The sequence below is a fragment of the Mycobacterium sp. DL genome (genome assembly GCF_039729195.1).
GTDB classification, from domain to species: Bacteria; Actinomycetota; Actinomycetes; order Mycobacteriales; family Mycobacteriaceae; genus Mycobacterium; species Mycobacterium hippocampi_A.
Window position 1 is genome coordinate 4,514,618 of sequence record NZ_CP155796.1, and the last position, 21,615, is coordinate 4,536,232.

At 65.1% G+C, this 21,615-nt stretch carries 19 protein-coding genes; 12 read left to right on the plus strand and 7 right to left on the minus strand.

Annotation, left to right across the window (positions count from 1 at the left end; all coding sequences use genetic code 11):
• Positions 1–5: 5 nt before the first annotated feature.
• Both ABDC78_RS21610 and ABDC78_RS21615 read left to right on the plus strand, forming a co-directional pair.
• Positions 6–947, plus strand: a complete 942-nt coding sequence (locus ABDC78_RS21610; protein WP_178361891.1) for an NAD(P)-dependent oxidoreductase — start codon at positions 6–8, stop codon at positions 945–947.
• A complete protein-coding gene (locus tag ABDC78_RS21615) occupies positions 944–2,209 on the plus strand; it encodes a Xaa-Pro peptidase family protein (RefSeq protein ID WP_178361892.1) in 1,266 nt (421 codons plus the stop codon). The genes ABDC78_RS21610 and ABDC78_RS21615 overlap by 4 nt, the downstream gene beginning before the upstream one ends.
• 14 nt (positions 2,210–2,223) lie before the next feature.
• Here the strand turns inward: ABDC78_RS21615 and ABDC78_RS21620 are convergent, their stop codons facing one another.
• Positions 2,224–2,811, minus strand: a complete 588-nt coding sequence (locus tag ABDC78_RS21620; protein WP_178361893.1) for a carboxymuconolactone decarboxylase family protein — start codon at positions 2,809–2,811, stop codon at positions 2,224–2,226.
• A gap of 97 nt (positions 2,812–2,908) precedes the next feature.
• Here ABDC78_RS21620 and ABDC78_RS21625 point away from each other — a divergent pair, with 97 nt between their 5' ends.
• Entirely contained in the window at positions 2,909–3,919 is a 1,011-nt protein-coding gene (locus tag ABDC78_RS21625) for a LacI family DNA-binding transcriptional regulator (RefSeq protein WP_218621402.1), read from the plus strand.
• 1 nt (position 3,920) lies between these two features.
• On the opposite strand, the gene ABDC78_RS21630 is transcribed toward ABDC78_RS21625, so the two are convergent.
• The 3 genes from ABDC78_RS21630 to ABDC78_RS21640 are packed head-to-tail and all read right to left on the minus strand — an operon-like array spanning position 3,921 to position 6,512.
• Complete coding sequence (locus ABDC78_RS21630; protein WP_178361895.1) at positions 3,921–5,297, minus strand: NADP-dependent succinic semialdehyde dehydrogenase; 1,377 nt, start codon at positions 5,295–5,297, stop codon at positions 3,921–3,923.
• 23 nt (positions 5,298–5,320) lie between these two features.
• Positions 5,321–5,980, minus strand: a complete 660-nt coding sequence (locus ABDC78_RS21635; RefSeq protein WP_178361896.1) for a GntR family transcriptional regulator — start codon at positions 5,978–5,980, stop codon at positions 5,321–5,323.
• Between the two features lie 7 nt (positions 5,981–5,987).
• The gene (locus ABDC78_RS21640) at positions 5,988–6,512 is read right to left on the minus strand and encodes a VOC family protein (RefSeq protein ID WP_178361897.1); all 525 of its coding nucleotides are present in this window, start codon (positions 6,510–6,512) and stop codon (positions 5,988–5,990) included.
• A gap of 161 nt (positions 6,513–6,673) precedes the next feature.
• Between ABDC78_RS21640 and ABDC78_RS21645 the strand changes: the two genes are divergently transcribed.
• Positions 6,674–8,863 carry an alpha-ketoacid dehydrogenase subunit alpha/beta gene (locus ABDC78_RS21645; RefSeq protein ID WP_178361898.1) on the plus strand — a complete coding sequence of 730 codons (2,190 nt, stop codon included), beginning with the start codon at positions 6,674–6,676 and terminating at the stop codon, positions 8,861–8,863.
• On the plus strand, positions 8,863–10,095 hold the full coding sequence (locus tag ABDC78_RS21650) for a dihydrolipoamide acetyltransferase family protein (protein WP_178361899.1): 1,233 nt from the start codon (positions 8,863–8,865) through the stop codon (positions 10,093–10,095). Before ABDC78_RS21645 ends, ABDC78_RS21650 begins: the two co-directional genes overlap by 1 nt.
• Here ABDC78_RS21650 and lhgO read toward each other — a convergent pair whose 3' ends face one another.
• On the minus strand, positions 10,096–11,334 hold the full coding sequence (gene lhgO, locus ABDC78_RS21655) for an L-2-hydroxyglutarate oxidase (RefSeq protein WP_178361900.1): 1,239 nt from the start codon (positions 11,332–11,334) through the stop codon (positions 10,096–10,098). It lies immediately after the preceding gene.
• 9 nt (positions 11,335–11,343) lie between these two features.
• Entirely contained in the window at positions 11,344–11,826 is a 483-nt protein-coding gene (locus ABDC78_RS21660; protein WP_178361901.1) for a MarR family transcriptional regulator, read from the minus strand.
• Positions 11,827–11,919: 93 nt separating this feature from the next.
• On the opposite strand from ABDC78_RS21660, the gene ABDC78_RS21665 reads away from it, so the two are divergent.
• The 4 genes from ABDC78_RS21665 to ABDC78_RS21680 all read left to right on the plus strand — a co-directional run bounded on the left by ABDC78_RS21665 (position 11,920) and on the right by ABDC78_RS21680 (position 17,067).
• On the plus strand, positions 11,920–12,342 hold the full coding sequence (locus ABDC78_RS21665) for a RidA family protein (RefSeq protein ID WP_178361902.1): 423 nt from the start codon (positions 11,920–11,922) through the stop codon (positions 12,340–12,342).
• 57 nt (positions 12,343–12,399) lie between these two features.
• Positions 12,400–13,503, plus strand: a complete 1,104-nt coding sequence (locus ABDC78_RS21670) for an alkene reductase (protein WP_178361903.1) — start codon at positions 12,400–12,402, stop codon at positions 13,501–13,503.
• Positions 13,504–13,699: 196 nt separating this feature from the next.
• The gene (locus ABDC78_RS21675; RefSeq protein WP_178361904.1) at positions 13,700–14,911 is read left to right on the plus strand and encodes an acetyl-CoA C-acetyltransferase; all 1,212 of its coding nucleotides are present in this window, start codon (positions 13,700–13,702) and stop codon (positions 14,909–14,911) included.
• Between the two features lie 11 nt (positions 14,912–14,922).
• Entirely contained in the window at positions 14,923–17,067 is a 2,145-nt protein-coding gene (locus tag ABDC78_RS21680) for a 3-hydroxyacyl-CoA dehydrogenase NAD-binding domain-containing protein (RefSeq protein ID WP_178361905.1), read from the plus strand.
• A gap of 58 nt (positions 17,068–17,125) precedes the next feature.
• Here ABDC78_RS21680 and ABDC78_RS21685 read toward each other — a convergent pair whose 3' ends face one another.
• Positions 17,126–17,551, minus strand: coding sequence for a pyridoxamine 5'-phosphate oxidase family protein (locus ABDC78_RS21685; RefSeq protein WP_178361906.1), 426 nt, complete (start codon positions 17,549–17,551; stop codon positions 17,126–17,128).
• Between the two features lie 284 nt (positions 17,552–17,835).
• Between ABDC78_RS21685 and ABDC78_RS21690 the strand changes: the two genes are divergently transcribed.
• The 3 genes from ABDC78_RS21690 (at position 17,836) to ABDC78_RS21700 (ending at position 21,397) form a co-directional block, all read left to right on the plus strand.
• The gene (locus ABDC78_RS21690) at positions 17,836–18,798 is read left to right on the plus strand and encodes a helix-turn-helix domain-containing protein (RefSeq protein WP_178361907.1); all 963 of its coding nucleotides are present in this window, start codon (positions 17,836–17,838) and stop codon (positions 18,796–18,798) included.
• A gap of 38 nt (positions 18,799–18,836) precedes the next feature.
• Positions 18,837–20,324: an AMP-binding protein gene (locus ABDC78_RS21695; protein ID WP_178361908.1), complete on the plus strand. Its 1,488-nt coding sequence runs from the start codon at positions 18,837–18,839 to the stop codon at positions 20,322–20,324.
• An 80-nt stretch (positions 20,325–20,404) separates the two neighbouring features.
• On the plus strand, positions 20,405–21,397 hold the full coding sequence (locus ABDC78_RS21700; protein WP_178361909.1) for an LLM class F420-dependent oxidoreductase: 993 nt from the start codon (positions 20,405–20,407) through the stop codon (positions 21,395–21,397).
• Positions 21,398–21,615: the final 218 nt, after the last annotated feature.

A 21,615-nucleotide genomic window follows, 5' to 3' on the forward strand; every position in this document is an offset into this window, starting at 1 on the left:
ATCACATGTCTGTCGCGAATTTTAAGATCGGCTGGATCGGTGCGGGCCGGATGGGTGCTCAGCTCGTCACTCGGCTGTTGGATGCCGGTTATGACGTCACGGTGTACAACCGGACGGCGTCGAAGGTCGCGCATCTGGTGGAGAAGGGCGCGAAAGTGGCGGCCCGACCGGTGGATCTGGCTGATCGTGACCTGGTGTTCTCGATGGTGTCGTCGTCGAAGGATCTGGAGCAGGTGATGCTCGGCGAGGGTGGTCTGCTCACCGGTGAGGCGTCGCCTCGGATCATCGCTGATTCGTCGACGGTGTCGGCGGAGGTCAGTGCGCGGATCCGGGAGGCGGCCAACTCGCGTGGATGCGACTTGCTGGCGACCCCGGTCAGTGGGAATCCGAAGGTGATCGCGGCGGGCAAGTTGACGGTGGCGGTGTCGGGTCCGCGTGAGGTGTTCGACTCGATCGAGCCGGTGCTCAACGTGTTCGGCCGCAGTGTCACCTATGTGGGTGAGGGTGAGGTGGCGCGGTTGGTGAAGATCGCCCACAACCTGATGCTGGGTGTGGTCACTCAGTGTCTGGCCGAGATCACGGTGTTGGTGGAGAAGGGTGGGGTCAGCCGTGCTGATTTCCTGGCTTTCCTGAATGACTCGGTGATGGGTTCGGTGTTCACTCAGTACAAGTCGCCGGCGTTTGTGAATCTGGACTTCAGTCCGACGTTCACCATGGAGTTGCTGCAGAAGGACTTCGATCTGGGGTTGGAAGCGGCGTATGCGCTGAAGTCCCCGATGCCGATTGCGTCGGCGACCCGTCAGATCGTGGCTCAGGCTGCGGGTGCGGGTGTGGGCATCGAGGAGGATTTTGCGACGTTGTTGCTCGAGGTGGCCCGTGGTGCGGGTATCGAGTTGAAGTCGGAGAACGTCTCGGTGGACGACGGTCTGACCCCGGTGCATTCATGACGGCGCTGGTTGCTCCGCCGGTCGCGGTGCGCCCGATCGGTGCGCCCGGCCACATGGGTGTCGACTACGAGCAGCGGGTCGATTTCGCCCGGCTCCGGGATTACCGGATCGGGCGGGCGAAAGCCGCGCTGGAGGCCAGCGATTGCGGGGCCTTCCTGCTGTTCGACTTCTACAACATCCGCTACACCACCCAGACCTGGATCGGGGGTGCACTGGGCGACAAGATGATTCGGTACTGTCTGCTCACCCGCGAGGGAGACCCGATCCTCTGGGACTTCGGTTCGGCGGTACGGCACCACAAGCTGTACTCCCCGTGGCTGCCGCAGGAGAACTGGCGGGCGGGTTTCCTCGGGTTCCGCGGTGCCGTGGCCCCGGATGCCGGCCTGATGCGTGATGCGGTCACCGAGATCAAAGGCATTCTCTCCGATGCCGGCCTGGCAGATTTACCGGTGGGCATGGACATCGTCGAGCCGCCGTTCCTGTTCGAGATGCAGCGCCAGGGGCTGTCGGTGGTGGACGCGCAGCAGAGCATGCTCGACGCGCGGGTGATCAAGTCAGCCGACGAGATCATGCTGCTCAACCAAGCCGCGGCCATGGTCGACGGCGTGTATCAGGACATTGTCGACGTCCTCAAGCCCGGTGTCCGGGAGAATGAGATCGTCGCACTTGCCAACAAGCGCCTCTACGAGATGGGCTCCGACCAGGTCGAGGCCGTCAATGCGATCTCCGGCGAACGGTGTAATCCGCACCCGCACAATTTCACCGACCGGATCATCCGTCCGGGTGATCAGGCATTCTTCGATATCATCCACTCCTACAACGGCTATCGCACCTGCTACTACCGGACATTCGGAGTGGGCAGTGCCACGGAGAGCCAGCGTGACGCCTACAAGCAGGCCCGGGAATGGATGGATCGGTCCGTCGAGGCGATCCAGCCCGGGGTGGGGTCGGATCAGATAGCCCGGCTGCTGCCGAAGGCGGAGGATTTCGGCTTCGAGAACGAAATGGCGGCGTTCGGACTGCAATTCGCCCACGGTCTCGGGCTCGGGTTGCATGAGCGGCCCATCATCTCGAGGCTCAACTCGCTGGAGAACCCGGTCGAGTTGCAGGCCGGCATGGTGTTCGCCATGGAGACCTACGCTCCGGCCTCCGACGGCATCTCCGCTGCCCGCATCGAGGAAGAGGTGGTCGTCACCGACAACGGCCCCGTGATCCTGACGAAGTTCCCGGCCCAGGAGCTCTTCGTCGCCAACGAGTATTAGGCCGAGGTCGGCGGTCAGGTCTGCAGCGCGGCGGCGACCTCGGGTGCGAGCCCGGCAGTGGAGGCTCTGTCGAGATCTCCGTGTTGGATGCCGAGTGTCTTGAGGAACTTCTGCTGACCCATGGTCAAGCCGATGAAGTAGCCGAGTTCGACGATCTCGGGCTCGGTGAAGTGCGCGTGCAGAAGCGTCCAGACGCTGTCGTCGGCCAGGCTGGGATCCCAGGCGATGGCCTCGGCAAGCAGCAGGGCCGCCTTCTCCCGGGGTGAAAAGGCCTCGGAGTCACGGAATTCGATCACGTCGTCGAACTCGCGCTCGGACAGGCCGGCGGCCAGTGCCAGGTGGGAGCGCTGGCCGGCGCAGTAACCGCAGTCCAGCGACTTGGCGATGAAGACCCGTGCGAGCTCTTTGACGGAATGGTCGAGCACACCCTCGCGGAACACTGCTTGCCATGACTGGTTGAACGAGCGCAATACCGCCGGGACGTGCGCGCGGATCGCCTGGCTCTCGACACGCGGTGTGCCGTAGGCGCGGGAGTCGGCGATGTAACCGGCGAGCTCGGGGTCGGTGATCGAATCGGGGTCGACGTAGCTGATCCGGGGCATTTGCAGTCCTTCTACCAGGTGGCAATCGATTGCCAATCAGCTTACTCGGATGTGGCTGGACCGCAATGGTCGACCGGAATCCGACTACGCTTGCCGCGTGCCCAAGCCGACCATCCAGGATGTCGCCCGCGCTGCCGGCGTTCATCCCGGTACCGCGTCGCGGGCACTCAACCCCGAACTCGCGGGCCGGATCACCCCCGAGACCACCCGGCGTGTCAAAGAGGCGGCGACGCGCCTGGGTTACGTGCCCGACCAACTCGGGCGGAATCTGCGCACCCGCCGCTCCCACACCATCGGGGTGCTGATTCCCGACCTCGGTAACCCCGTCTTTCCGCCGATCGTCCGCGGAATCGAGGACGGTCTGCGCGACGCCGGCTACGAGGCGCTGATCGCCAACACCGATGACAGCCCCGAGCGCGAAGACCATCTGATCAAGGTGCTCACGGCACGGCACTGCGACGGCTTCATCATCGCCTCCTCGCGACGCGACGACCCTGCCGTGGCAGCACTTGTGGAGTCGAAAGTCCCTGTGGTGCTGGTGAACCGGTTGATGGACACCGCGACTGCGTCGGTTGTCAGCGACGATGCAACCGGCATGCGGGCGGCGGTTGACCATCTCATCGGGCTGGGACACGCGGCAATCGCGCACGTCACCGGCCCGGCGACGCTGTCGATGACCCAGGTTCGGCGTGCCGCCTTCGAAGAGGTGATGGCCGCCGCGGGCCTCGCCGCCTATCCGGACCTGATCGAGAGGGCCGATCGTTACGCGGTGGACGAAGGGGCTCGCGCATTCGGTCGTCTCCTGGACCGCCACATACCGACAGCAGTGATCGCCGGCAACGACATGATCGCGATCGGCTGTTACTCGGCGCTGCGGGAACGGGGGCTGCGTTGTCCCGAGGACGTGTCGGTGGTCGGCTTCAACGACATGCCGTTGTCGGGTTTTCTGGACCCCGCCCTGACGACGGTGGCCATCCCGCAGAACGACATCGGAGCAGCAGCGGCGCAGCTGATCCTCGGAATGATCAATGATGGTCGCCCGGCGCATCGCCTCTTGCCGGTGGCGCTGGTGGTGCGGGGCTCTACCGGTCCGCCGCCGAATCGGTAGCTCAGGCCTTCCAGACCGTCTTCAGGTTGCAGAACTCGCGAATGCCGGCGGCGGCAAGCTCGCGACCGTAGCCGGAGTCCTTGACCCCGCCGAACGGCAGCTCGGGGTAGGAAACCGTCATTCCGTTGAGGAACACCGCGCCGGCGTCGAGGTTGGCGACAAACCAATCCTGTTCTGCCTCTTCGTTACTCCACACCGCCGAGCTCAGCCCGAATGTCGTCTGGTTGGCGACGCGCACGGCCTCCTCGCGGTCTGCCACCTTGTACACCGAGGCGACCGGGCCGAATGTCTCCTCCATCACGATCCGCATGTCGTCGGACAAACCGGCCAAGACGGTCGGTTCGTAGAACCACCCGGGCTGGTCCGGGGCACTACCGCCGGTGAGGAGTTCCGCACCCTTGGCGACCGCATCGTCGACCAGGTCGGCGACATCGGTGCGACCTGATGCGGTAGCGAGTGGGCCGATATCGGTGGCTTCGTCCATCGGGTCGCCGACGACAAGAGCCTTCATCTTGTCGACAAAGAGGCCGACGAACTGATCGTAGACATCGGTGTGGATGATGAATCGCTTTCCGGCGATGCAGGATTGGCCGTTGTTGGAGATCCGGGCCTTCACCGCGGTGGTTGATGCCGCCTCGAGGTCGGCGCTGGGCATGACGATGAAGGGGTCCGAACCGCCGAGTTCCAGCACAGCCTTCTTGATCTCCCGGCCGGCAGTCGAGGCCACCGAACGGCCCGCCGGCTCAGAACCGGTGAGCGTGACGGCCTTGACGCGTCGGTCCTCGATCACCGCGGCGACCTCGGCCGACCCGATCAACAGAGTGCGGAACGACCCGGAGGGAAAGCCACCCCTCTCGAAGAGTTCGTCGAGGTACATTGCGGACTGCGGCACGTTCGAAGCGTGCTTGAGCAGGCCGGTGTTGCCTGCCATCAACGCCGGTGCGGCAAACCGAATGACCTGCCAAAGCGGGTAATTCCACGGCATCACGGCCAGCACGACTCCGAGCGGCTGCCACACCGTGCCCGCGGAGGACGCCGCCACCGCGGACGGATCGGCGAGTTCCTCACCGGCGAGGAACGATTCGGCGTTGTCCGCGTAGAAGCGGATGTTCTTCGCGCACTTGAGTACCTCGCCGCGGGACTGGGCGACGGGCTTGCCCATCTCCAGGGTGATCATGGCGGCGGCACGATCCACATCGGCTTCCAGAAGGTCGGCAGTGGCGTGCATCCATTCCGCCCGCTGAGCGTAGCTGGTGCTGCGCAGCGTCTGCGCCGCCTGGTAGGCCTCGGCGATGCGCCGTTCCACCTCGGCGCTGTCGTGTGGTTCGAAGGTCTCGACGGTGTCGCCGGTGGCCGGGTTGATGGTCGCGATTGCCATGTGGATCCTGTTCGGTGGTGGGGTTACTCGAAAACTTCTGGATGATTGGCGAGTTGGCGGCGGGTGCGTCGGATGTGGCCGAGGAGCACCCTCTCGGCTTCGGTGGAATCGCCGTCGCGGATCGCGGCGACCAACATGTGGTGCTCGTCGTGCAGGATGCGATGACTGTCTTCGTTCAGGAGCTGGGTGAATGCGCGGCGATAGTGCTGGGTGGTATTCCACAGCCGCTCCACGGTCTGCCCCAGGAACGTGGTGCTGGCTCCCGCGTAACTGCCGAGGTGGAATTCGCGATCCAGTTCCAGGAACCGCTCGACATCGTGGACTGCCGCCATCTCCTCGGCCAGAGTGGCCAGCCGGTCGACCTGTTCACTGCGCAGGTGCGGCATGCTGTAGCGCAGCAGCAGCGGTTCGATCCGTTCGCGGACTTGATAGAGCTCCACGCATTCGTCGAGGCTCAGGCGGGAGATCCAGGCGCCGGCGTTGGCCACCGTGGTGACCAGGCCGTCGGATTCGAGTATTCGCAACGCTTCTCGCACCGGCACTCGGCTGGCGCCGTACTGGTTTGCGAGCTCCTCCTGCCGCAACCGTGTTCCCGGCGGATACATCCCGCGCAGGATGGCATTGCGCAGTTCGTCAGCCACTCGGGCGCCGGTGACACCGTCGCGCACCTGGGGTTGGGTCATCGCGGAGTCAGTCCGCCGGATGGTTCGGGTTCCACAGCAGTACGTCGGCGTCGGCTTCGTAGGCCTTGCCATCGGGAAAGCTGACCAGTTCGAATTGCATGCCCCACGGGCTCAGAAAGTACACCCAACGCTGCCCTTCGCTGGCGTTTCGACTGGCTGTCGGGCCGCCGAGCACCTCGATGGTCTCGGACTGCAGATACGCAACCGCGGCGTCGATGTCGTGCACGTAGAAGGCCAGATGGTGTCCGCCGACGTCACTGTTGCGTGGTTGTGGCGCTTGGCCGTCCGCCGGTTCGTAGGAGAAGACCTCGAAGTTCGCCCCGGTGCCGCAGCGGTAGAACCGGAGTTCACGCATCACGGTGCGCGGGTGGACGTTGAGGTGCTCCTCCATCCAGTCGTCGTCGTGGGCGTAGGGCCCGAGTGTGTAGACGTGGGTGCATCCGAGAACGCGGACGAAGAAGTCGTGCGCCTGCTCGAGGTCGGGCACGGTGAAGCCGATGTGGTCGGTGCCGACCAGACCCGGTAGCGGCATGAAACCTCCTCAGTGGATCCAATACGTCTGATAATAGCGGCTACGGGGGCCGTTTTTGCAAGAACTATGGCCAAAGTGAATCCAATCAGGGTATGTTCGCGGCCTAGCGTCAACAGATCGACCGGCACTCAAGCCGCCCGCCGTCGATGGAGATGAGGGACATGCCACAGCAGAACCGCCTGGAAACGGGCGCTCCCTGGATCGAGTTGTCGACCACCGACGAGGACTGGAAGGCCGCTGACCCGGCGCTTCTGGGCACGATGCTCGCCGAGCTGCACATCATCCGGGTGTTCGAGGAGGTGGTGTTGGAGCTGGCCGGCGAAGGTCTGGTTCATGGTCCCGCGCACTCGAGCATCGGGCAGGAAGGTGGCGCGGTTGGATCCATCGTCGGCCTCCGGTCGTCCGATGCGGTCAACGGTTCCCATCGCGGACACCACCAATTCCTGGCCAAAGCGTTGACCCACGTCTCCGGTGGGGTGATCGACCCGGCCGCGGCGATCACCCCCAAGATCCAGCGCCTGCTTCAGAAGACGCTCGCCGAGATCCTCGGCCTGGCCCAGGGGTTCTGCCGCGGTCGCGGCGGTTCGATGCACCTGCAGTGGTTCGAGGCGGGCGCACTGGGGACCAACGCGATCGTCGGCGGCGGGGTCCCGATGGGAGCCGGAAATGCCTGGGCACAAAAGCACAGTGGTACAACAGACCTGACGATAAGTTACTTCGGTGACGGCTCCAGCCAGATCGGCTCCGTGCTGGAGACCATGAACCTGGCGGCCGCCTGGAAGCTGCCGTTCTGCTTCTTCATCGAGAACAACCGGTACGCGGTGTCGACCCGGGTCGATGAGATCACCGCCGATCCACGTTTGTCGGTCCGTGGGCAGGGTTTCGGGATTCCCAGCTGGCGCGTCGACGGAATGGACCCGCTCGCGGTGCATCTGGCGACCCAGCAGGCGGCCGAACAGATGCGCAACGGCGGTGGTCCCGCCGTCATCGAGGCGGAGGTATACCGGTTCTTCCATCAGAACGGCCCGTTCCCGGGCAGTGCCTTCGGGTACCGCGACAAAGACGAAGAAGCGTCATGGCGGTCGCGGGATCCCCTCCAGAAGGTGGCGGATCAGATGATCGCGCTGGGTCTCATCGACGAGGCCGGGGTGGCGGCGTTGCGCAGACAGGCCAAGGACGCGATGTCGGCAGCGGTATCCGAACTGTTGGAATCCGATCCGGAAAAGGCAGGTAAGCGCCGCATCCGGCCGGAACTCTGGCCGGATCCCAGTTTCGTCAACGTCGGTGTCCGCGGCGACGCCAGCGAACTGAAATCGCTTGACGCGCTGGAGCCGACGACGTTCGAAGGCCCTTGGCGCCCGGTGAAGTTTGTCGAAGCCGTTTCGGGGGTGATGGACCGCCGGATGGAAACCGACGATCGGATCGTGATCTTCGGCGAGGATGTCCACCATCTCAACGGTGGCACCAACGGCGCCACCAAGGGATTGGCCAAGTACGGCGAGAACCGGTTGGTCGGCACCCCGATCAGTGAGAACGCCTTCACCGGAATCGGTGGAGGCATGGCGCTCGACGGCCGGTTCCGGCCGGTGGTGGAGTTCATGTACCCCGACTTCATGTGGGTCGCCGCCGATCAGGTGTTCAACCAGATCGGCAAAGCGCGCCACATGTTCGGCGGCGAGAACTCGGTTCCCTTCGTGCTCCGCACCAAGGTGGCGATGGGATCCGGTTACGGCTCGCAGCATCTGATGGATCCGGCCGGGATCTTCGCCACCAGCCCAGGTTGGAGAGTCGTGGCGCCGTCAACAGCCGCCGACTACGTCGGTCTGATGAACGCCGCACTGGCACTGCAGGATCCGGTACTCGTGATCGAGCATGTGGACCTCTACGGGATTGCCGATCAGATTCCCGACGTGGATCTCGACTACATCATTCCGCCCGGCCAAGCCGCGATCCGGCGGGCCGGCAACGACGTGACCGTGATCAGTTACCTGTCGATGGTGGCCCACTGCGCCGAGGCGATCGAGCAGACCGGCATGGACGCCGAACTGATCGACCTGCGTTGGCTGGACCGCGCGTCGATCGACTGGGGCACCATCGAAGCCAGCGTCAAGAAGACCAACGCCGTCCTGATCGTGGAACAGGGGGCGCAGGGCAGTTCCTACGGCGGCTGGCTCGCCGACGAGATCCAGCGCCGACTCTTCGACTGGCTCGACCAGCCCGTCGAGCGGGTGTCGGGGGAGGAGGCGTCGCCGAGTATCTCGAGAGTGCTGGAACGCGCTGCGATCGCACGCACCGAGGAAGTGGTTGCCGGACTGGAGAAGATCCGTATCGGCATGGGTGAGGTGAACTGATGGCCACCGTCGTGCGGATGCCCGAGGTATTGGCCAATGCGACCGAGGCGATCATCCAGACCTGGCTGGTCGAAGTCGGCCAGGAGATCTCGATCGGCGATCCGATCGCCGAAATCGAAACGGACAAGGCGGTTGTCGAGTACGCAGCCGAGGTGGGCGGTGTGCTGTCACGCTTGCTCGCCGACGCCGGTGCGACCGTCGCCATCGGGGAACCCATCGCCCTGGTGTTGGCACCGGGTGAAACCGCCACCGGCGGTGAGTCGGACCCGCTGGGCGGTGAGCCGGCGCGGGATCCGGAATCGGGGTCGCCGGTACTGGAGGCGGCCGAACCCGTTCTCGAGGCGCGGCCGGTGACCAACGGTCGACGCCTGTTCGCCACACCGTTGGTGCGCAAGCTGGCCCGGGAGAGAGACATCGACCTTGATGCGGTGACCGGCACGGGACCCGGCGGTCGAATCGTCCGTCGGGATCTGGACCGGCTGCCGCCCCAGAAGGCGCAGGCTGCAACACAACCCGTGCGAGCACCCGCAGCAACGGCCAGGCCCGCAGAAACGAATCACGTCGACATCCCGCTGACCGGTATGCGCAGGGCGATCGCTCGACGCCTCACCGAGAGCAAGACGACGGTGCCGCACTTCTACGTCGTTGCGGACTGTCGCGTGGACGCCCTGCTGGACCTGCGGCGCTCGGTCAACGAGGCAGGCAGCACCAAGGTGTCGGTGAACGACTTCGTGCTCAAGGCGGTGGCCGGCGCACTGGTGGAAGTGCCCGAGGCGAATGCGATCTGGAACGGCGATTCGATCCGCCGATTCTCGGCGGCCGACATCGCGGTGGCCGTCGCGGTCGACGGTGGCTTGCTGACGCCGGTGATCTGGGGCGTGGAGAGTCTCACTGTGTCGGCGATCGCCACCCAGATCGCCGGCCTGGCGGCGCGCGCCCGCGCCGGCAGGATCCAACAGCATGAGCTCGAAGGCGGCAGCTTCTCGGTTTCCAACCTCGGCATGTACGGGGTGAGCGAGTTCTCCGCCATCTTGAACCCGCCACAGTCGGGAATCCTCGCTGTCGGCGGGGCGACCCAACGTCCGGTCGTGGTGGAGGGCGAATTGGCTGTCGGCACAGTGATGACCGTGACCCTGTCCGCCGATCACCGCGTGATCGATGGTGCGGTGGCCGCGCAGTGGATGGCAGCATTCGTGCGGAGGATCGAGAATCCGCTGACGATCCTGATCTGACTAGGTCGGGTCCGGCAGGAGCATCTCGGCCAGAGTCTGACCGATCGGAAGCGCCGACGTGGCGGCCGGCGAGGGCGCGTTCAGCACGTGGATGCTGCGCGGCGTTGTCTCCAGCAGGAAGTCATGGACCAGCGTGCCGTCGCGCCGGACCGCTTGCGCCCGGATGCCGGCCTCTTTGGGGAGCAGATCGCCCAAAGTGAGTTCAGGACAGTACTTCTGGCATTCGGCGAGGTAACCGCGTTTGAACAGGGAGTTCTTCATCTCGTGGACTCCGGTGCGGAGGTTCGCCCTGGCGACTCTCCACATTCCGGGGAAGCGGGCGTATTCGAGGACGTCACGCGGCCGCACGGCGCCTTTGTGATATCCCTCCCGGGAGAATCCGAGGACGGCGTTGGGGCCCACCGACACACCACCGTCGATGGTCGGGCTCAGGTGCACTCCGAGGAAGGGGAGCGCCGGGTCGGGTATCGGATAGATGAGGCGCGTGACGATTCCCGTTCGGGCCGTTGGTAATGAGTAGTACTCGCCACGGAACGGGATGATCTGGATGTCGACGTCGATTCCGGCCATGGCGGCGACTCGGTCTGCCTGCAGTCCCGCGCAGGAGACCAGTCGATCGGCGTGCCATGTCATGTCTCGGGTTTCCACGATGACACCGTCGGCGGTCTCGTGAAGGCCGGTGACTGCTGTGCCGGTTCGCACCGATCCGCCGCCGCGTCGCACCAGGTGCTGCAGGGCCTCGCAGACTCTCGTGTAGTCGATGATGCCGGTGGCCGCCACCTCGATGGCTCCCAGTCCGCGCACATTCGGTTCGGCGCGCCGCAGTGCCGACGCGTCCATGAGCGTGACCTCGAGACCGTTCGTCTTGGCGCGGTCGTACAGCGCCAGCATGCGTTGGTGTTCGAGGTCATTGGTGGCCACCAGGAGTTTCCCGGTGGTCCGGAACGGGATGTCGTGAGCTGCGGCAAAATCTTTGGTCTCCGCCGCTCCGCGTTTACACAAGGTCGCCTTGAGGCTGCCCGGTTCGTAGTAGATGCCCGAGTGGATCACGCCGCTGTTGTGGCCGGTCTGGTGTTGTGCCACCCCACTCTCTTTCTCCAGAACAGTGACGGTGAGTCCGGGGCGGCGCTGTTGAATCTTCCATGCCGTGGCGAGTCCGACGATTCCCCCACCGATGACCAGGACATCGGTGTGGGCTGGTGCAGTCGCGTTGTTCTTCGGAAGTGCAGAATCTTTCATCGACGGCAACTAGGCGAGGTCTGCCGGCCGGACCCGGAGCTTGGCCGCGATGCGGGCGAGCGCCTGCCGGTCGGTCGCCGTGAGCGGGTCGAGAACCAGATCCCGCACCGCGCGCACATGCAACGGGGCGGCGGCGACGACGAGGCGGTAGCCGGCGTCGGTCAGTTCGGCGAGGGTGTAGCGGCCGTCGTCGGGATCGGGGGACCGGGTCACCCAGCCCCGCTGCTCGAATCGCTTGACCACGTTCGACAATCGCGACAGTGACCCGTTGGCCAGATACGCCAGTTCACTCATGCGTATCCGCCGGCCCGGGGCCTCAGAGATGTGACTCAGGGTCAGGTACTCGAAGAGGGTCAGATCCACCTGCCGCAGGGGCGCCTCGAGTTGACCCGGCAGCAGCAGGATCAGCGATATCAAGCCTGTCCAGGCTTCCTTCTCGTCCGGGGAGAGCCACAGTGCGTCGTCTGAATCTGGTGATGCAGTACCGGCCATACGAGCACAGTAGCGAGCCTGCGTGACTTTACGCATGAAGTCATGTCGTGTACGGTTACTTCAAGCGTGAAGTAACCAAACGAAAGGTGTGTCATGTCGAGGATCGCGTTCTTCGCCACCCCCGGATACGGCGAGATGTTCTTGAAGGAGCGCCACTACCACCAAGCGGTTCGTGTCGGTGACCGCGTGGAGATCTCCGGGCAGGGCGGCTGGGACGACGAGTTGAACTTCCCGGAGTCTCTCGAGGACGAGATAGCCCGGGCGTTCGAAAACGTCGAACGGACCCTCGCTACCGCGGGGGCCACCTGGGACGACGTCATCGCGGTGAACTCGTACCACGTCGCCGCTGCGGTCGGCTCCTTTGACGACGACCACACTCGGTTCATGGTCGAGCAGGTGCGCAAACACCTGCCGGACCGGGCGCCCATCTGGACTGCGATCGGAGTTGCCGCACTCGCAGCACCGAACATGCGTGTCGAAATCCGCGTCTCCGCCGTCGTCGGCGACCACAACTGACGGGGGGCGCCATACCCATCGGGAATGAATCCGCGGCCACGTGTGCTGACTGCAGGCATGACCTTCGCTCTCGGTGAGAACTCCGCCCTGCTGAAGCCTGTCACCTTGGGTGGCGCACCCATGTCGAATCGAATCTTCATGGCGCCGTTGACCAGAACCCGCGCCGATGCCGACGCAACCCCGTCTGAGTTGGCCGCCGTCTACTATTCGCAGCGTGCCTCGGCGGGCCTGATCATCAGCGAGGCCACGGCGGTCTGCGAACAGGCCAACGGCGCATACATGAACACGCCGGGCATCTACACCGACCGGCATCAGGACAAGTGGGCCGACATCGCTTCCGCGGTGCACACGGCCGGCGGCAAGATGTTCGTCCAGTTGTGGCACGTCGGCCGGATGGCGCACCCGGAGATCAGCGGCTTCGAAACAGTGGGTCCGTCGCCCATCGCCGCCGACATGCTCACCCACACCCCGTCGGGTAAGCAGCCACTGCCGGTGCCGCGCGCGCTGACGGTCGACGAAATCGAATCGATCGTCGGACAGTTCCGCGCCGCCGCCCGGCGTGCCGTCGACGCGGGCATGGACGGCGTCGAGATCCACTCCGCCAACGGTTACCTACTCCACGAGTTCATGTCCGACGTCGTCAACCAGCGCACCGACGGCTACGGCGGATCGGCCCGCAACCGGGCCCGGTTCACCGCCGAGGTGGTCGAAGCGGTGGCTGCCGAGATCGGCGCAGAGCGCGTCGGGCTGCGCATCTCACCCGGAAACGGTGCGGGCGACATGCGTGAGGACGACAAGGTCGGCGCCTATGAGGCTCTGCTGTGCCGGATCGCCCCGCTGGGCATCGGGTACCTGCACATGCTGATCGAACCCTCGCAACCCGCGTTCGCAACCCTGCGGACCCAGTGGGAAGGCGCCCTGGTGCTCAACACCCCGCGCGAGGTCGACAGCGACTTCGCGGCGCTGGAGAACCTGGCCGAGTGGGGTGTGATCAGCGCAGCCGCCGTCGGCCGCGCTTACCTGGCCAACCCCGACCTCATCGATCGGCTGGTCATCGGCGCAGAACTCAACGAGCCGGACGTGGCGACGTTCTACGCCCCGGGGCCCGTCGGCTACATCGACTACCCGACGCTCGCGGAGGCCGAGCAGCTCTCCGCCTGACTCGCGACCAGACACCAACTCGCACGATCCCGCTCCGGATCGTGCGAGTTGGTGTCTGTGCACTAGTAGAGGTGGACAAACCCTGCCCAACCAACGGGTTGGGCGAAGCTGTTAGGCTGCTGGCCAGAGGACTGTCCTCCTGCGGACCCACGCCTTCCGGGGCCCGCACACCAACATCAATAGGAGTGGGACACCGATGTCCGAAGAAGCCTTCATCTATGAGGCCATCCGCACCCCGCGCGGCAAGCAGCGAAACGGCTCGTTGAACGAGATCAAACCCGTCAACCTGGTCGTCGGCCTGATCGACGAAATGCGATCGCGTTACCCCGACCTCGACGAGAACATGATCAGCGACCTCATCCTCGGCGTGGTTTCCCCCGTCGGCGACCAGGGCGGTGACATCGCCCGCACCGCAGCTCTGGTGGCAGGTCTGCCGGAGACCACCGGCGGATTCCAGCTCAACCGCTTCTGCGCCTCCGGCCTCGAAGCCGTCAATCTGGGCGCGCAGAAGATCCGTTCCGGCTGGGACGACCTGGTGATCGCCGGCGGTGTCGAATCGATGAGCCGCGTTCCGATGGGCTCCGACGGCGGCGCCTGGGCCAGTGACCCCGAGACCAACTACCGGATCGGCTTCGTCCCCCAGGGCATCGGCGCCGACCTGATCGCCACGATCGAGGGCTTCTCGCGTGAAGACGTCGACGCCTACGCCGCGCGCTCGCAGGAGAAGGCCGCCGCAGCATGGTCGGGCGGCTACTTCGCCAAGTCCGTCGTGCCGGTCAAGGACCAGAACGGCCTGGTCGTGCTCGACCACGACGAGCACATGCGTCCCGGTTCCACTGTGGAAAGCCTCGGCAAGCTCAAGACCGCCTTCGACGGCATCGGCGCGATGGGTGGCTTCGACGACGTGGCGCTGCAGAAGTACCACTACGTCGAGAAGATCAACCACGTCCACACCGGCGGAAACAGTTCCGGCATCGTGGACGGTGCCGCGCTGCTGCTGATCGGTTCTGAAAGTGCAGGCAGCTCGCAGGGCCTCACCCCCCGTGCGCGCATCGTGGCCACCGCCACCAGCGGCGCAGACCCGGTCATCATGCTCACCGGTCCCACGCCGGCCACCCGCAAGGTGCTCGACCGTGCCGGTCTGACGGTCGACGACATCGACCTGTTCGAACTCAACGAGGCCTTCGCCTCGGTGGTGCTGAAGTTCCAGAAGGACCTCGACATCCCCGACGAGAAGCTCAACGTCAACGGTGGCGCCATCGCGTTCGGCCACCCGCTCGGCGCCACCGGCGCCATGATCACCGGAACCATGGTCGACGAGCTCGAGCGCCGCGGCGCTCGACGCGCGCTGATCACGCTGTGCATCGGCGGCGGCATGGGCGTCGCGACCATCATCGAGCGCGTCTAGGAGATATGACCATGGCAGAGAACACCATTCAGTGGGACAAGGATGCCGACGGCATCGTAACCCTGACGCTGGACGACCCCACGGGTTCAGCAAACGTGATGAACGAGCACTACAAGGAATCCATGCACAAGGCTGTAGAGCGCCTTGTCGAGGAGAAGGATTCGATCACCGGCGTGGTGATCGCCAGCGCGAAGAAGACCTTCTTCGCCGGCGGTGACCTCAAGGGCATGATGAACGTCGGCCCCGACAATGCCGCCGAGTCGTTCGCCGAGGTCGAGTTCATCAAGGCCGATCTCCGCAAGCTCGAGACCCTGGGCGTACCTGTCGTTGCCGCCATCAACGGCGCCGCGCTCGGCGGCGGCCTGGAGATCGCGCTGGCGTGTCACCATCGCATCGCCGCCGACGTCAAGGGTGTCGTCATCGGCCTGCCCGAGGTCACCCTGGGCCTGCTGCCCGGCGGTGGCGGCGTGGCCCGCACGACGCGGATGTTCGGTATCCAGAAGGCGTTCATGGAGGTCCTGAGCCAAGGCACCCGGTTCAAGCCGGGCAAGGCCAAGGACATCGGCTTGGTCGACGAATTAGTCAGCAGCACTGAGGAGTTGGTGCCGGCCGCGAAGGCGTGGATCAAGGCCAATCCGGACAGCCACACGCAGCCGTGGGACCAGAAGGGCTACAAGATGCCCGGCGGTACCCCGTCTCACCCGGCGCTTGCGGCGATCCTGCCGTCGTTCCCGGCGTTGCTGCGCAAGCAACTCAAGGGCGCGCCGATGCCGGCGCCTCGGGCCATCCTGGACGCCGTCGTCGAGGGTGCGCAGGTCGACTTCGACACCGCCAGTCGCATCGAGAGCCGTTACTTCACCACGCTTGTCACCGGCCAGACCGCCAAGAACATGATCCAGGCGTTCTTCCTGGACCTGCAGACCATCAACGGTGGCGGGTCGCGTCCGGATGGCATCGGCAAGACCCCGATCACCAAGATCGGCGTGCTCGGCGCGGGCATGATGGGCGCAGGCATCGCGTACGTCTCGGCCAAGGCCGGTTACGACGTCGTGCTCAAAGACGTCAGCGTCGAGGCCGCCGAGAAGGGCAAGAACTACTCGGAGAAGATCGAGGCCAAGGCGCTGGAGCGTGGCCGCACCACCGAGGAGAAGTCCAAGGAGCTGCTGGCCCGGATCACGCCGACGGCCGACGCGGCCGACCTCAAGGGTGTCGACTTCGTCATCGAGGCGGTGTTCGAGTCGGTTGAGTTGAAGCACAAGGTGTTCCAGGAGATCGAGGACATCGTGGAGCCCAATGCGGTGCTCGGTTCGAACACCTCGACGCTGCCGATCACCGAGCTCGCCACGGGCGTGAAGCGCCAGGACGACTTCATCGGCATCCACTTCTTCTCGCCGGTCGACAAGATGCCGCTGGTGGAGATCATCAAGGGCGAGAAGACATCCGACGAGGCGCTGGCCCGGGTGTTCGACTACACGCTGGCGATCGGCAAGACCCCGATCGTGGTCAACGACAGCCGCGGCTTCTTCACCAGCCGCGTCATCGGCACCTTCGTCAACGAGGCGCTGGCGATGCTCGGCGAGGGTGTGGCTCCGGCCAGTATCGAGCAGGCGGGTTCACAGGCCGGCTACCCGGCACCGCCGCTGCAGCTGTCCGACGAGCTCAACCTCGAGCTGATGCAGAAGATCGCCACCGCGACCCGCAAGGCCGTCGAGGAGACCGGTGCCACCTACGAGCCGCACCCGGCCGAGGCCGTCGTGAACACGATGATCGAGATCGGGCGGCCGTCACGGCTCAAGGGCGCAGGCTTCTACGAGTATGTCGACGGCAAGCGCACCGGATTGTGGGACGGTCTCGCCGAGACGTTCAAGGCAGACGCCGGCGACATCCCGTTGCAGGACATGATCGATCGCATGCTGTTCGCCGAGGCGCTGGAGACCCAGAAGTGCCTCGACGAGGGTGTGCTCACCTCGACCGCCGATGCGAACATCGGCTCCATCATGGGTATCGGATTCCCGCCCTACACCGGTGGTTCGGCGCAGTTCATCGTCGGCTACCAGGGTGCGGGCGGTGTCGGCAAGGAGGCCTTTGTGGCCCGCGCCAGGGAGTTGGCCGCCAAGTACGGCGAGCGCTTCACTCCGCCGGATTCACTGACGTAACCGCTTGACGCAGAGCCCCCGACACTTCCATTTTTGGCTGTGTCGGGGGCTTCGTGCGTCAGAAGCTACCCATGTCCGAGGACAACCAGTGCTGCGGTTGGAGGTAGATCGCGACATGGTCGCCCAGATTCTCGCGGGCGAACTTCAGGTAGTTCTCGGCCGCCTCGCCGTTGAGATACCGGTAGGTGAGCTCTTCCATCTGGGCGTCGGTTCCCGGCTCGATGCGGCTGACCGCACCGTCGACCGCCACGTACCTGGTGGTGGGTTCCACCCGCTCGACCATGAGCGAGAAGAATCCCGTCGCCGCGATCAGCCGTTCTTTGCGGGACCCCGCGCCGGTCAGGATCCACGGCTCACCGCCGGGGGAGTACTGATACCAGATCGGCACCGTCAACGGGCCCCGGCTATCGCCTGCGTACACCGATAATGCCGCGATATGAGGCTCGGCCAGGAACTGTTCGCGTTCTTCTTTGGATAGGGCCATGACTTCAGGCTAGCCACGGGACCGACAGGCGCTGCCGGGGTTTTTGCGTGCGCGAACTGCGCGGGCGGCCGAATCAGGCGACGGCGTGATCCCGTGCGCCAGTCCGTGGGCGGCATCGATGCCCGCGGCGAACTCCTTGGTCAGCCGAAATACTTCAGTGATCAAGATGTTTCGGCGGAGCCGGTCCCAGAGGGTAGGTCGTTTGTACAGCATGCCTTCCAGGGTGCCCGGCGGTGGCGCTCCTGCACAGTGGCCCTGGTGCCGCTGTTCGATAAGATAGTGACATGCATTCTGTCGCGATCCTCGCCTACGACGGCATGTCGGGCTTCGAGTCGGGGGTGGCGGCGGAGATCTTCGGAATGACCGAGCTGTCCGAGAGGTTCTCTGCGGGGCTGATATCTCCCTGGTATTCGGTGAAGCTGTGCTCTGAGCAGCCGGAGATTCGGTTGCTCGGCGGTGCGACGGTGCGCACCTCATACGGTCTGGATGATCTCGCGGCCGCGGACACAGTGGTCATTCCGAGCGTGAGTGATGTCGCGCAACCGATCTCGCCGGAGCTGGTCAGCGCGATCCGGGCCGCCGACAGCCGAGGGGCTCGGCTGGTGTCGATCTGTTCGGGTGCCTTTGCGCTCGCGGCGGCGGGGGTGCTCGACGGTCGGTCTGCCACCACCCACTGGATCTACGTTGATCTGCTCCGGGAGCGCTACCCAGCCATCACCATCGATCCCGCGCCGCTCTACGTCGACAACGGCCGCGTGCTCACGAGCGCGGGCTGTGCCGCGGGTCTGGATCTCTGCCTACACATCGTCCGGTCAGATCACGGAGCGCGGGTGGCCAATGATGTGGCGCGCCGCTTGGTGATCGCCCCGCATCGTGGCGGCGGACAGGCCCAGTACATCGAGATCCCGGTGCCCGAACCCACCACCGATGGGCGGATCGCCGCGGGAATGGCCTGGGCGCTCGAGAATCTCGACAGCACGATCACGCTCGACGACCTGGCAGCCCAGTCGACGATGTCCCGCCGCAGTTACCTGAGGCAATTCGCCAAAGCGACCGGCACCACGCCGATCAAATGGCTGACAGCTCAGCGAATACAGGCCAGCCTCGCCCTGCTCGAATCGTCGTCGTTCTCGGTCGAGCAGATCGCCGGTCGGGTCGGCTTCGACTCGCCCGTCACCTACCGGTATCACTTCGTCCGCCAAATGCGGACCACCCCCAGCGAGTACCGGGCCTGCTTCACCGGTTGAGGCTGTTCACCCGGCCGTCCGCCCGCCAGAATGAGATCGTGCCTGAAGGTTTCACCGAGCAGTTCGCGACAGGGTTGGCGAGTTACGGCGACCGGCCGTGCATCGAGTTCGGCGGCCACTGGTACTCCGGAGCTGACATCACTGCTTACGCCGACGCCATTGCCACGGCACTGCACGACGCCGGAGTGCCTGAGGCAGCACCCGTCGGCTTGGTGGTGCGTAACCGACTACAGCACGCTGCGGCGATCATCGGCTTCCTGGCCACCGGCCGTCCTGTCTCGATGATCTACTCATTCCAGTCGCCGGAAGCGATCGGCCGCGATGTCGAAAAGCTGGCGCTGGCCGGTGTCGTCGCCGACCGTGAAGACTGGAGCGCTGAGGTCGTACTTGCCGCGCGGCGCGCGGGTAGTGCGGGCGTCGCGATCTCACTGACCCGTCCGACGGTCGCGCTCGTCGATGGTTTGGGGGGTCGGGACGCATCGCAATCGCATGCCCGAGCTGAACCCGGTGTGGCACTGCAGATTCTCACCAGCGGTACCACCGGCCCGCCGAAGAGACAGGCGATCAAGGCGCCTGTGCTGGAACGCACCGTGTTCAGTGTGACCAGCGGTGAAGCGGCCGCACCGGATGCGCCGCCGGAATTCGCGTACTGGCAGTTCGGCGGTATCGGGGTGTGCCAGCTGATCGCCGGCGTCTACAACGGCCGTCGGATCGTGATGCTCGAGCGGTTCACTGTGGAGGGCTGGGTGGATGCGATCAGGAGGCATCGCTTGGCGCGCAGCGGAGTCCAGCCCGCCGTGATCCGGATGTTGCTGGACGCCGACGTGCCGAGGGCGGACCTCGCATCGCTGGAGTTCCTGATCAGCGCCTCGGGACCGCTCGACCCCGAGACCCGCGACGAGTTCGAGGATCGGTACGGCATTCCGATCCGGTTGGCCTACGGGGCAACTGAATTCGCCGGATCCCTGTGCGCCTGGACTCCTGAGATGCTGCGGGACTTCGGCGACTCCAAGCGCGACAGCGTGGGCCGGGCGCTGCCTGACACCCAGCTGCGCATCGTCGACCCGCAGACCGGCATGGAACTGCCCGCGGGTGAGCAGGGTCTGTTGGAAGCCAAGGTCGGCCCGCTCGGACCGGACTGGATCCGGACCACCGATATCGCCAGCGTCGACGCTGAGGGCTTCGTGACGTTGCACGGTAGGTCGGACGGCGCCATCAACCGAGGTGGATTCAAAGTTCTGCCCGAAACTGTTCGGCGGGTGCTGATGTCGCACCCCGGTGTTCGCGACGCATGTGTGGTGGGGGTTGCCGACGCTCGCCTCGGCGAAGTGCCGTTCGCGGCCATCGAGATCGCTCCTGGCATGGACCGTCCTACTGACGAGGAGCTCCAAGACCTGGTCCGAGGGGCATTGCCTGTGTACAACGTGCCTGTGGCCCTGACTGCGGTCGACGCCCTGCCTCGCAACCCCGCGCTGAAGGTGAGCCTTCCCGCCGTCGCCGCGTTGTACCCGGGTGCGCGGGCTTAGCGCGAACTGAGCTCAGCTGACAGTCGCCGCTCGGCCGAGCCTCGTTCCACATTGGTCCGCTCGCACCTACAGTCGAGTGCATGCGATTCGGACTATTCATCCCGCAGGGCTGGCGTCTCGACCTGGTAGGAATCGAACCCGTCGACCAGTGGCGGGTGATGTCGGATCTCGCCACCTACGTCGACGAGGGCGACATCTGGGATTCCCTGTGGGTCTATGACCACTTCCACACCGTGCCGATGCCCACGAACGAGGCCACCCACGAGGCGTGGTCGCTGATGGCTGCCTTCGCCGCCACCACTTCGAGAATAAAGCTGGGTCAGATGTGTACGGCGATGAGCTATCGCAACCCCGCGTACCTTGCGAAGGTCGCGGCGACCGCGGACATCATCTCGGGTGGCCGCGTCCAAATGGGCATCGGCGGCGGCTGGTACGAACATGAATGGCGCGCATACGGTTACGGGTTTCCGTCGGCGGGGGTACGGTTGGCGCGGCTCGACGAGGGCGTGCAGATCATGCGTGACGCATGGCGTGACGGGGCAGTGACGTTCAACGGCAAGCACTATCAGGTCGACGGCGCGATAGTCGCACCCAAACCGCTTCAGGACGAAGGTATTCCGCTGTGGATCGCCGGCGGTGGCGAGAAGGTCACTCTGCGCATTGCGGCGAAGTATGCCCAGTACACGAACTTCACCGCCGAACCGGAAGGGTTCGCCCACAAGTCTCAGATACTGTCCGAGCACTGTCAAGATGTGGGAACCGATTTCGGCTCGATCGTCCGCTCCGCCAATGTCAACGCGGTGGTCGGCGCTTCAGAGTCAGAGGTCAGGGATCGGCTGGCTCAGGTGCGATCCCGGATCAGCGGTCTCACCGGCGATTCTGCTGCCGACGCCATGCTGAATTCGATGAGCACGCCCCAAGGCGGCAGTGGCACACCGGAGCAACTCATCGAGTCGCTGCAGAAGCTCAAAGACCTCGGCTGTGAGTACGTGATCTGCTACTTCCCCGAGGCCGCTTACGACCGGTCGAGCATCGACCGCTTTGCAGAAGAAGTCATTCCCGCGCTGAGGTGATTCCCGAGCACGGCGAGACACTCTGCGATCCGAATGCAGGGCAGTGGATCGGAGCGTCCGCTTCGGCGACATTCTCTTCCGGTTGAGCGAAACTGCTGTGCGGTCGTTCCGCTCTCGTCGAGCAACCATCCGGAATCGCCGAATCGGGGTGACGAGATCCCGGCCGGCATTCCGCCAGCGGCGTCCGCCGCGATGACCGTGCCGGTGGCAGGCCGCCG

Coding starts and splice junctions, on each gene's coding strand:
- ABDC78_RS21610 (WP_178361891.1), top strand. CDS start 6: ATGTCTGTCGCGAATTTTAAGATCGGCTGGATCGGTGCGGGCCGGATG.
- ABDC78_RS21615 (WP_178361892.1), top strand. CDS start 944: ATGACGGCGCTGGTTGCTCCGCCGGTCGCGGTGCGCCCGATCGGTGCG.
- ABDC78_RS21620 (WP_178361893.1), bottom strand. CDS start 2,811: ATGCCCCGGATCAGCTACGTCGACCCCGATTCGATCACCGACCCCGAG.
- ABDC78_RS21630 (WP_178361895.1), bottom strand. CDS start 5,297: ATGGCAATCGCGACCATCAACCCGGCCACCGGCGACACCGTCGAGACC.
- ABDC78_RS21635 (WP_178361896.1), bottom strand. CDS start 5,980: ATGACCCAACCCCAGGTGCGCGACGGTGTCACCGGCGCCCGAGTGGCT.
- ABDC78_RS21640 (WP_178361897.1), bottom strand. CDS start 6,512: ATGCCGCTACCGGGTCTGGTCGGCACCGACCACATCGGCTTCACCGTG.
- ABDC78_RS21645 (WP_178361898.1), top strand. CDS start 6,674: ATGCCACAGCAGAACCGCCTGGAAACGGGCGCTCCCTGGATCGAGTTG.
- ABDC78_RS21650 (WP_178361899.1), top strand. CDS start 8,863: ATGGCCACCGTCGTGCGGATGCCCGAGGTATTGGCCAATGCGACCGAG.
- lhgO (WP_178361900.1), bottom strand. CDS start 11,334: ATGAAAGATTCTGCACTTCCGAAGAACAACGCGACTGCACCAGCCCAC.
- ABDC78_RS21660 (WP_178361901.1), bottom strand. CDS start 11,826: ATGGCCGGTACTGCATCACCAGATTCAGACGACGCACTGTGGCTCTCC.
- ABDC78_RS21665 (WP_178361902.1), top strand. CDS start 11,920: ATGTCGAGGATCGCGTTCTTCGCCACCCCCGGATACGGCGAGATGTTC.
- ABDC78_RS21670 (WP_178361903.1), top strand. CDS start 12,400: ATGACCTTCGCTCTCGGTGAGAACTCCGCCCTGCTGAAGCCTGTCACC.
- ABDC78_RS21675 (WP_178361904.1), top strand. CDS start 13,700: ATGTCCGAAGAAGCCTTCATCTATGAGGCCATCCGCACCCCGCGCGGC.
- ABDC78_RS21680 (WP_178361905.1), top strand. CDS start 14,923: ATGGCAGAGAACACCATTCAGTGGGACAAGGATGCCGACGGCATCGTA.
- ABDC78_RS21685 (WP_178361906.1), bottom strand. CDS start 17,551: ATGGCCCTATCCAAAGAAGAACGCGAACAGTTCCTGGCCGAGCCTCAT.
- ABDC78_RS21690 (WP_178361907.1), top strand. CDS start 17,836: ATGCATTCTGTCGCGATCCTCGCCTACGACGGCATGTCGGGCTTCGAG.
- ABDC78_RS21700 (WP_178361909.1), top strand. CDS start 20,405: ATGCGATTCGGACTATTCATCCCGCAGGGCTGGCGTCTCGACCTGGTA.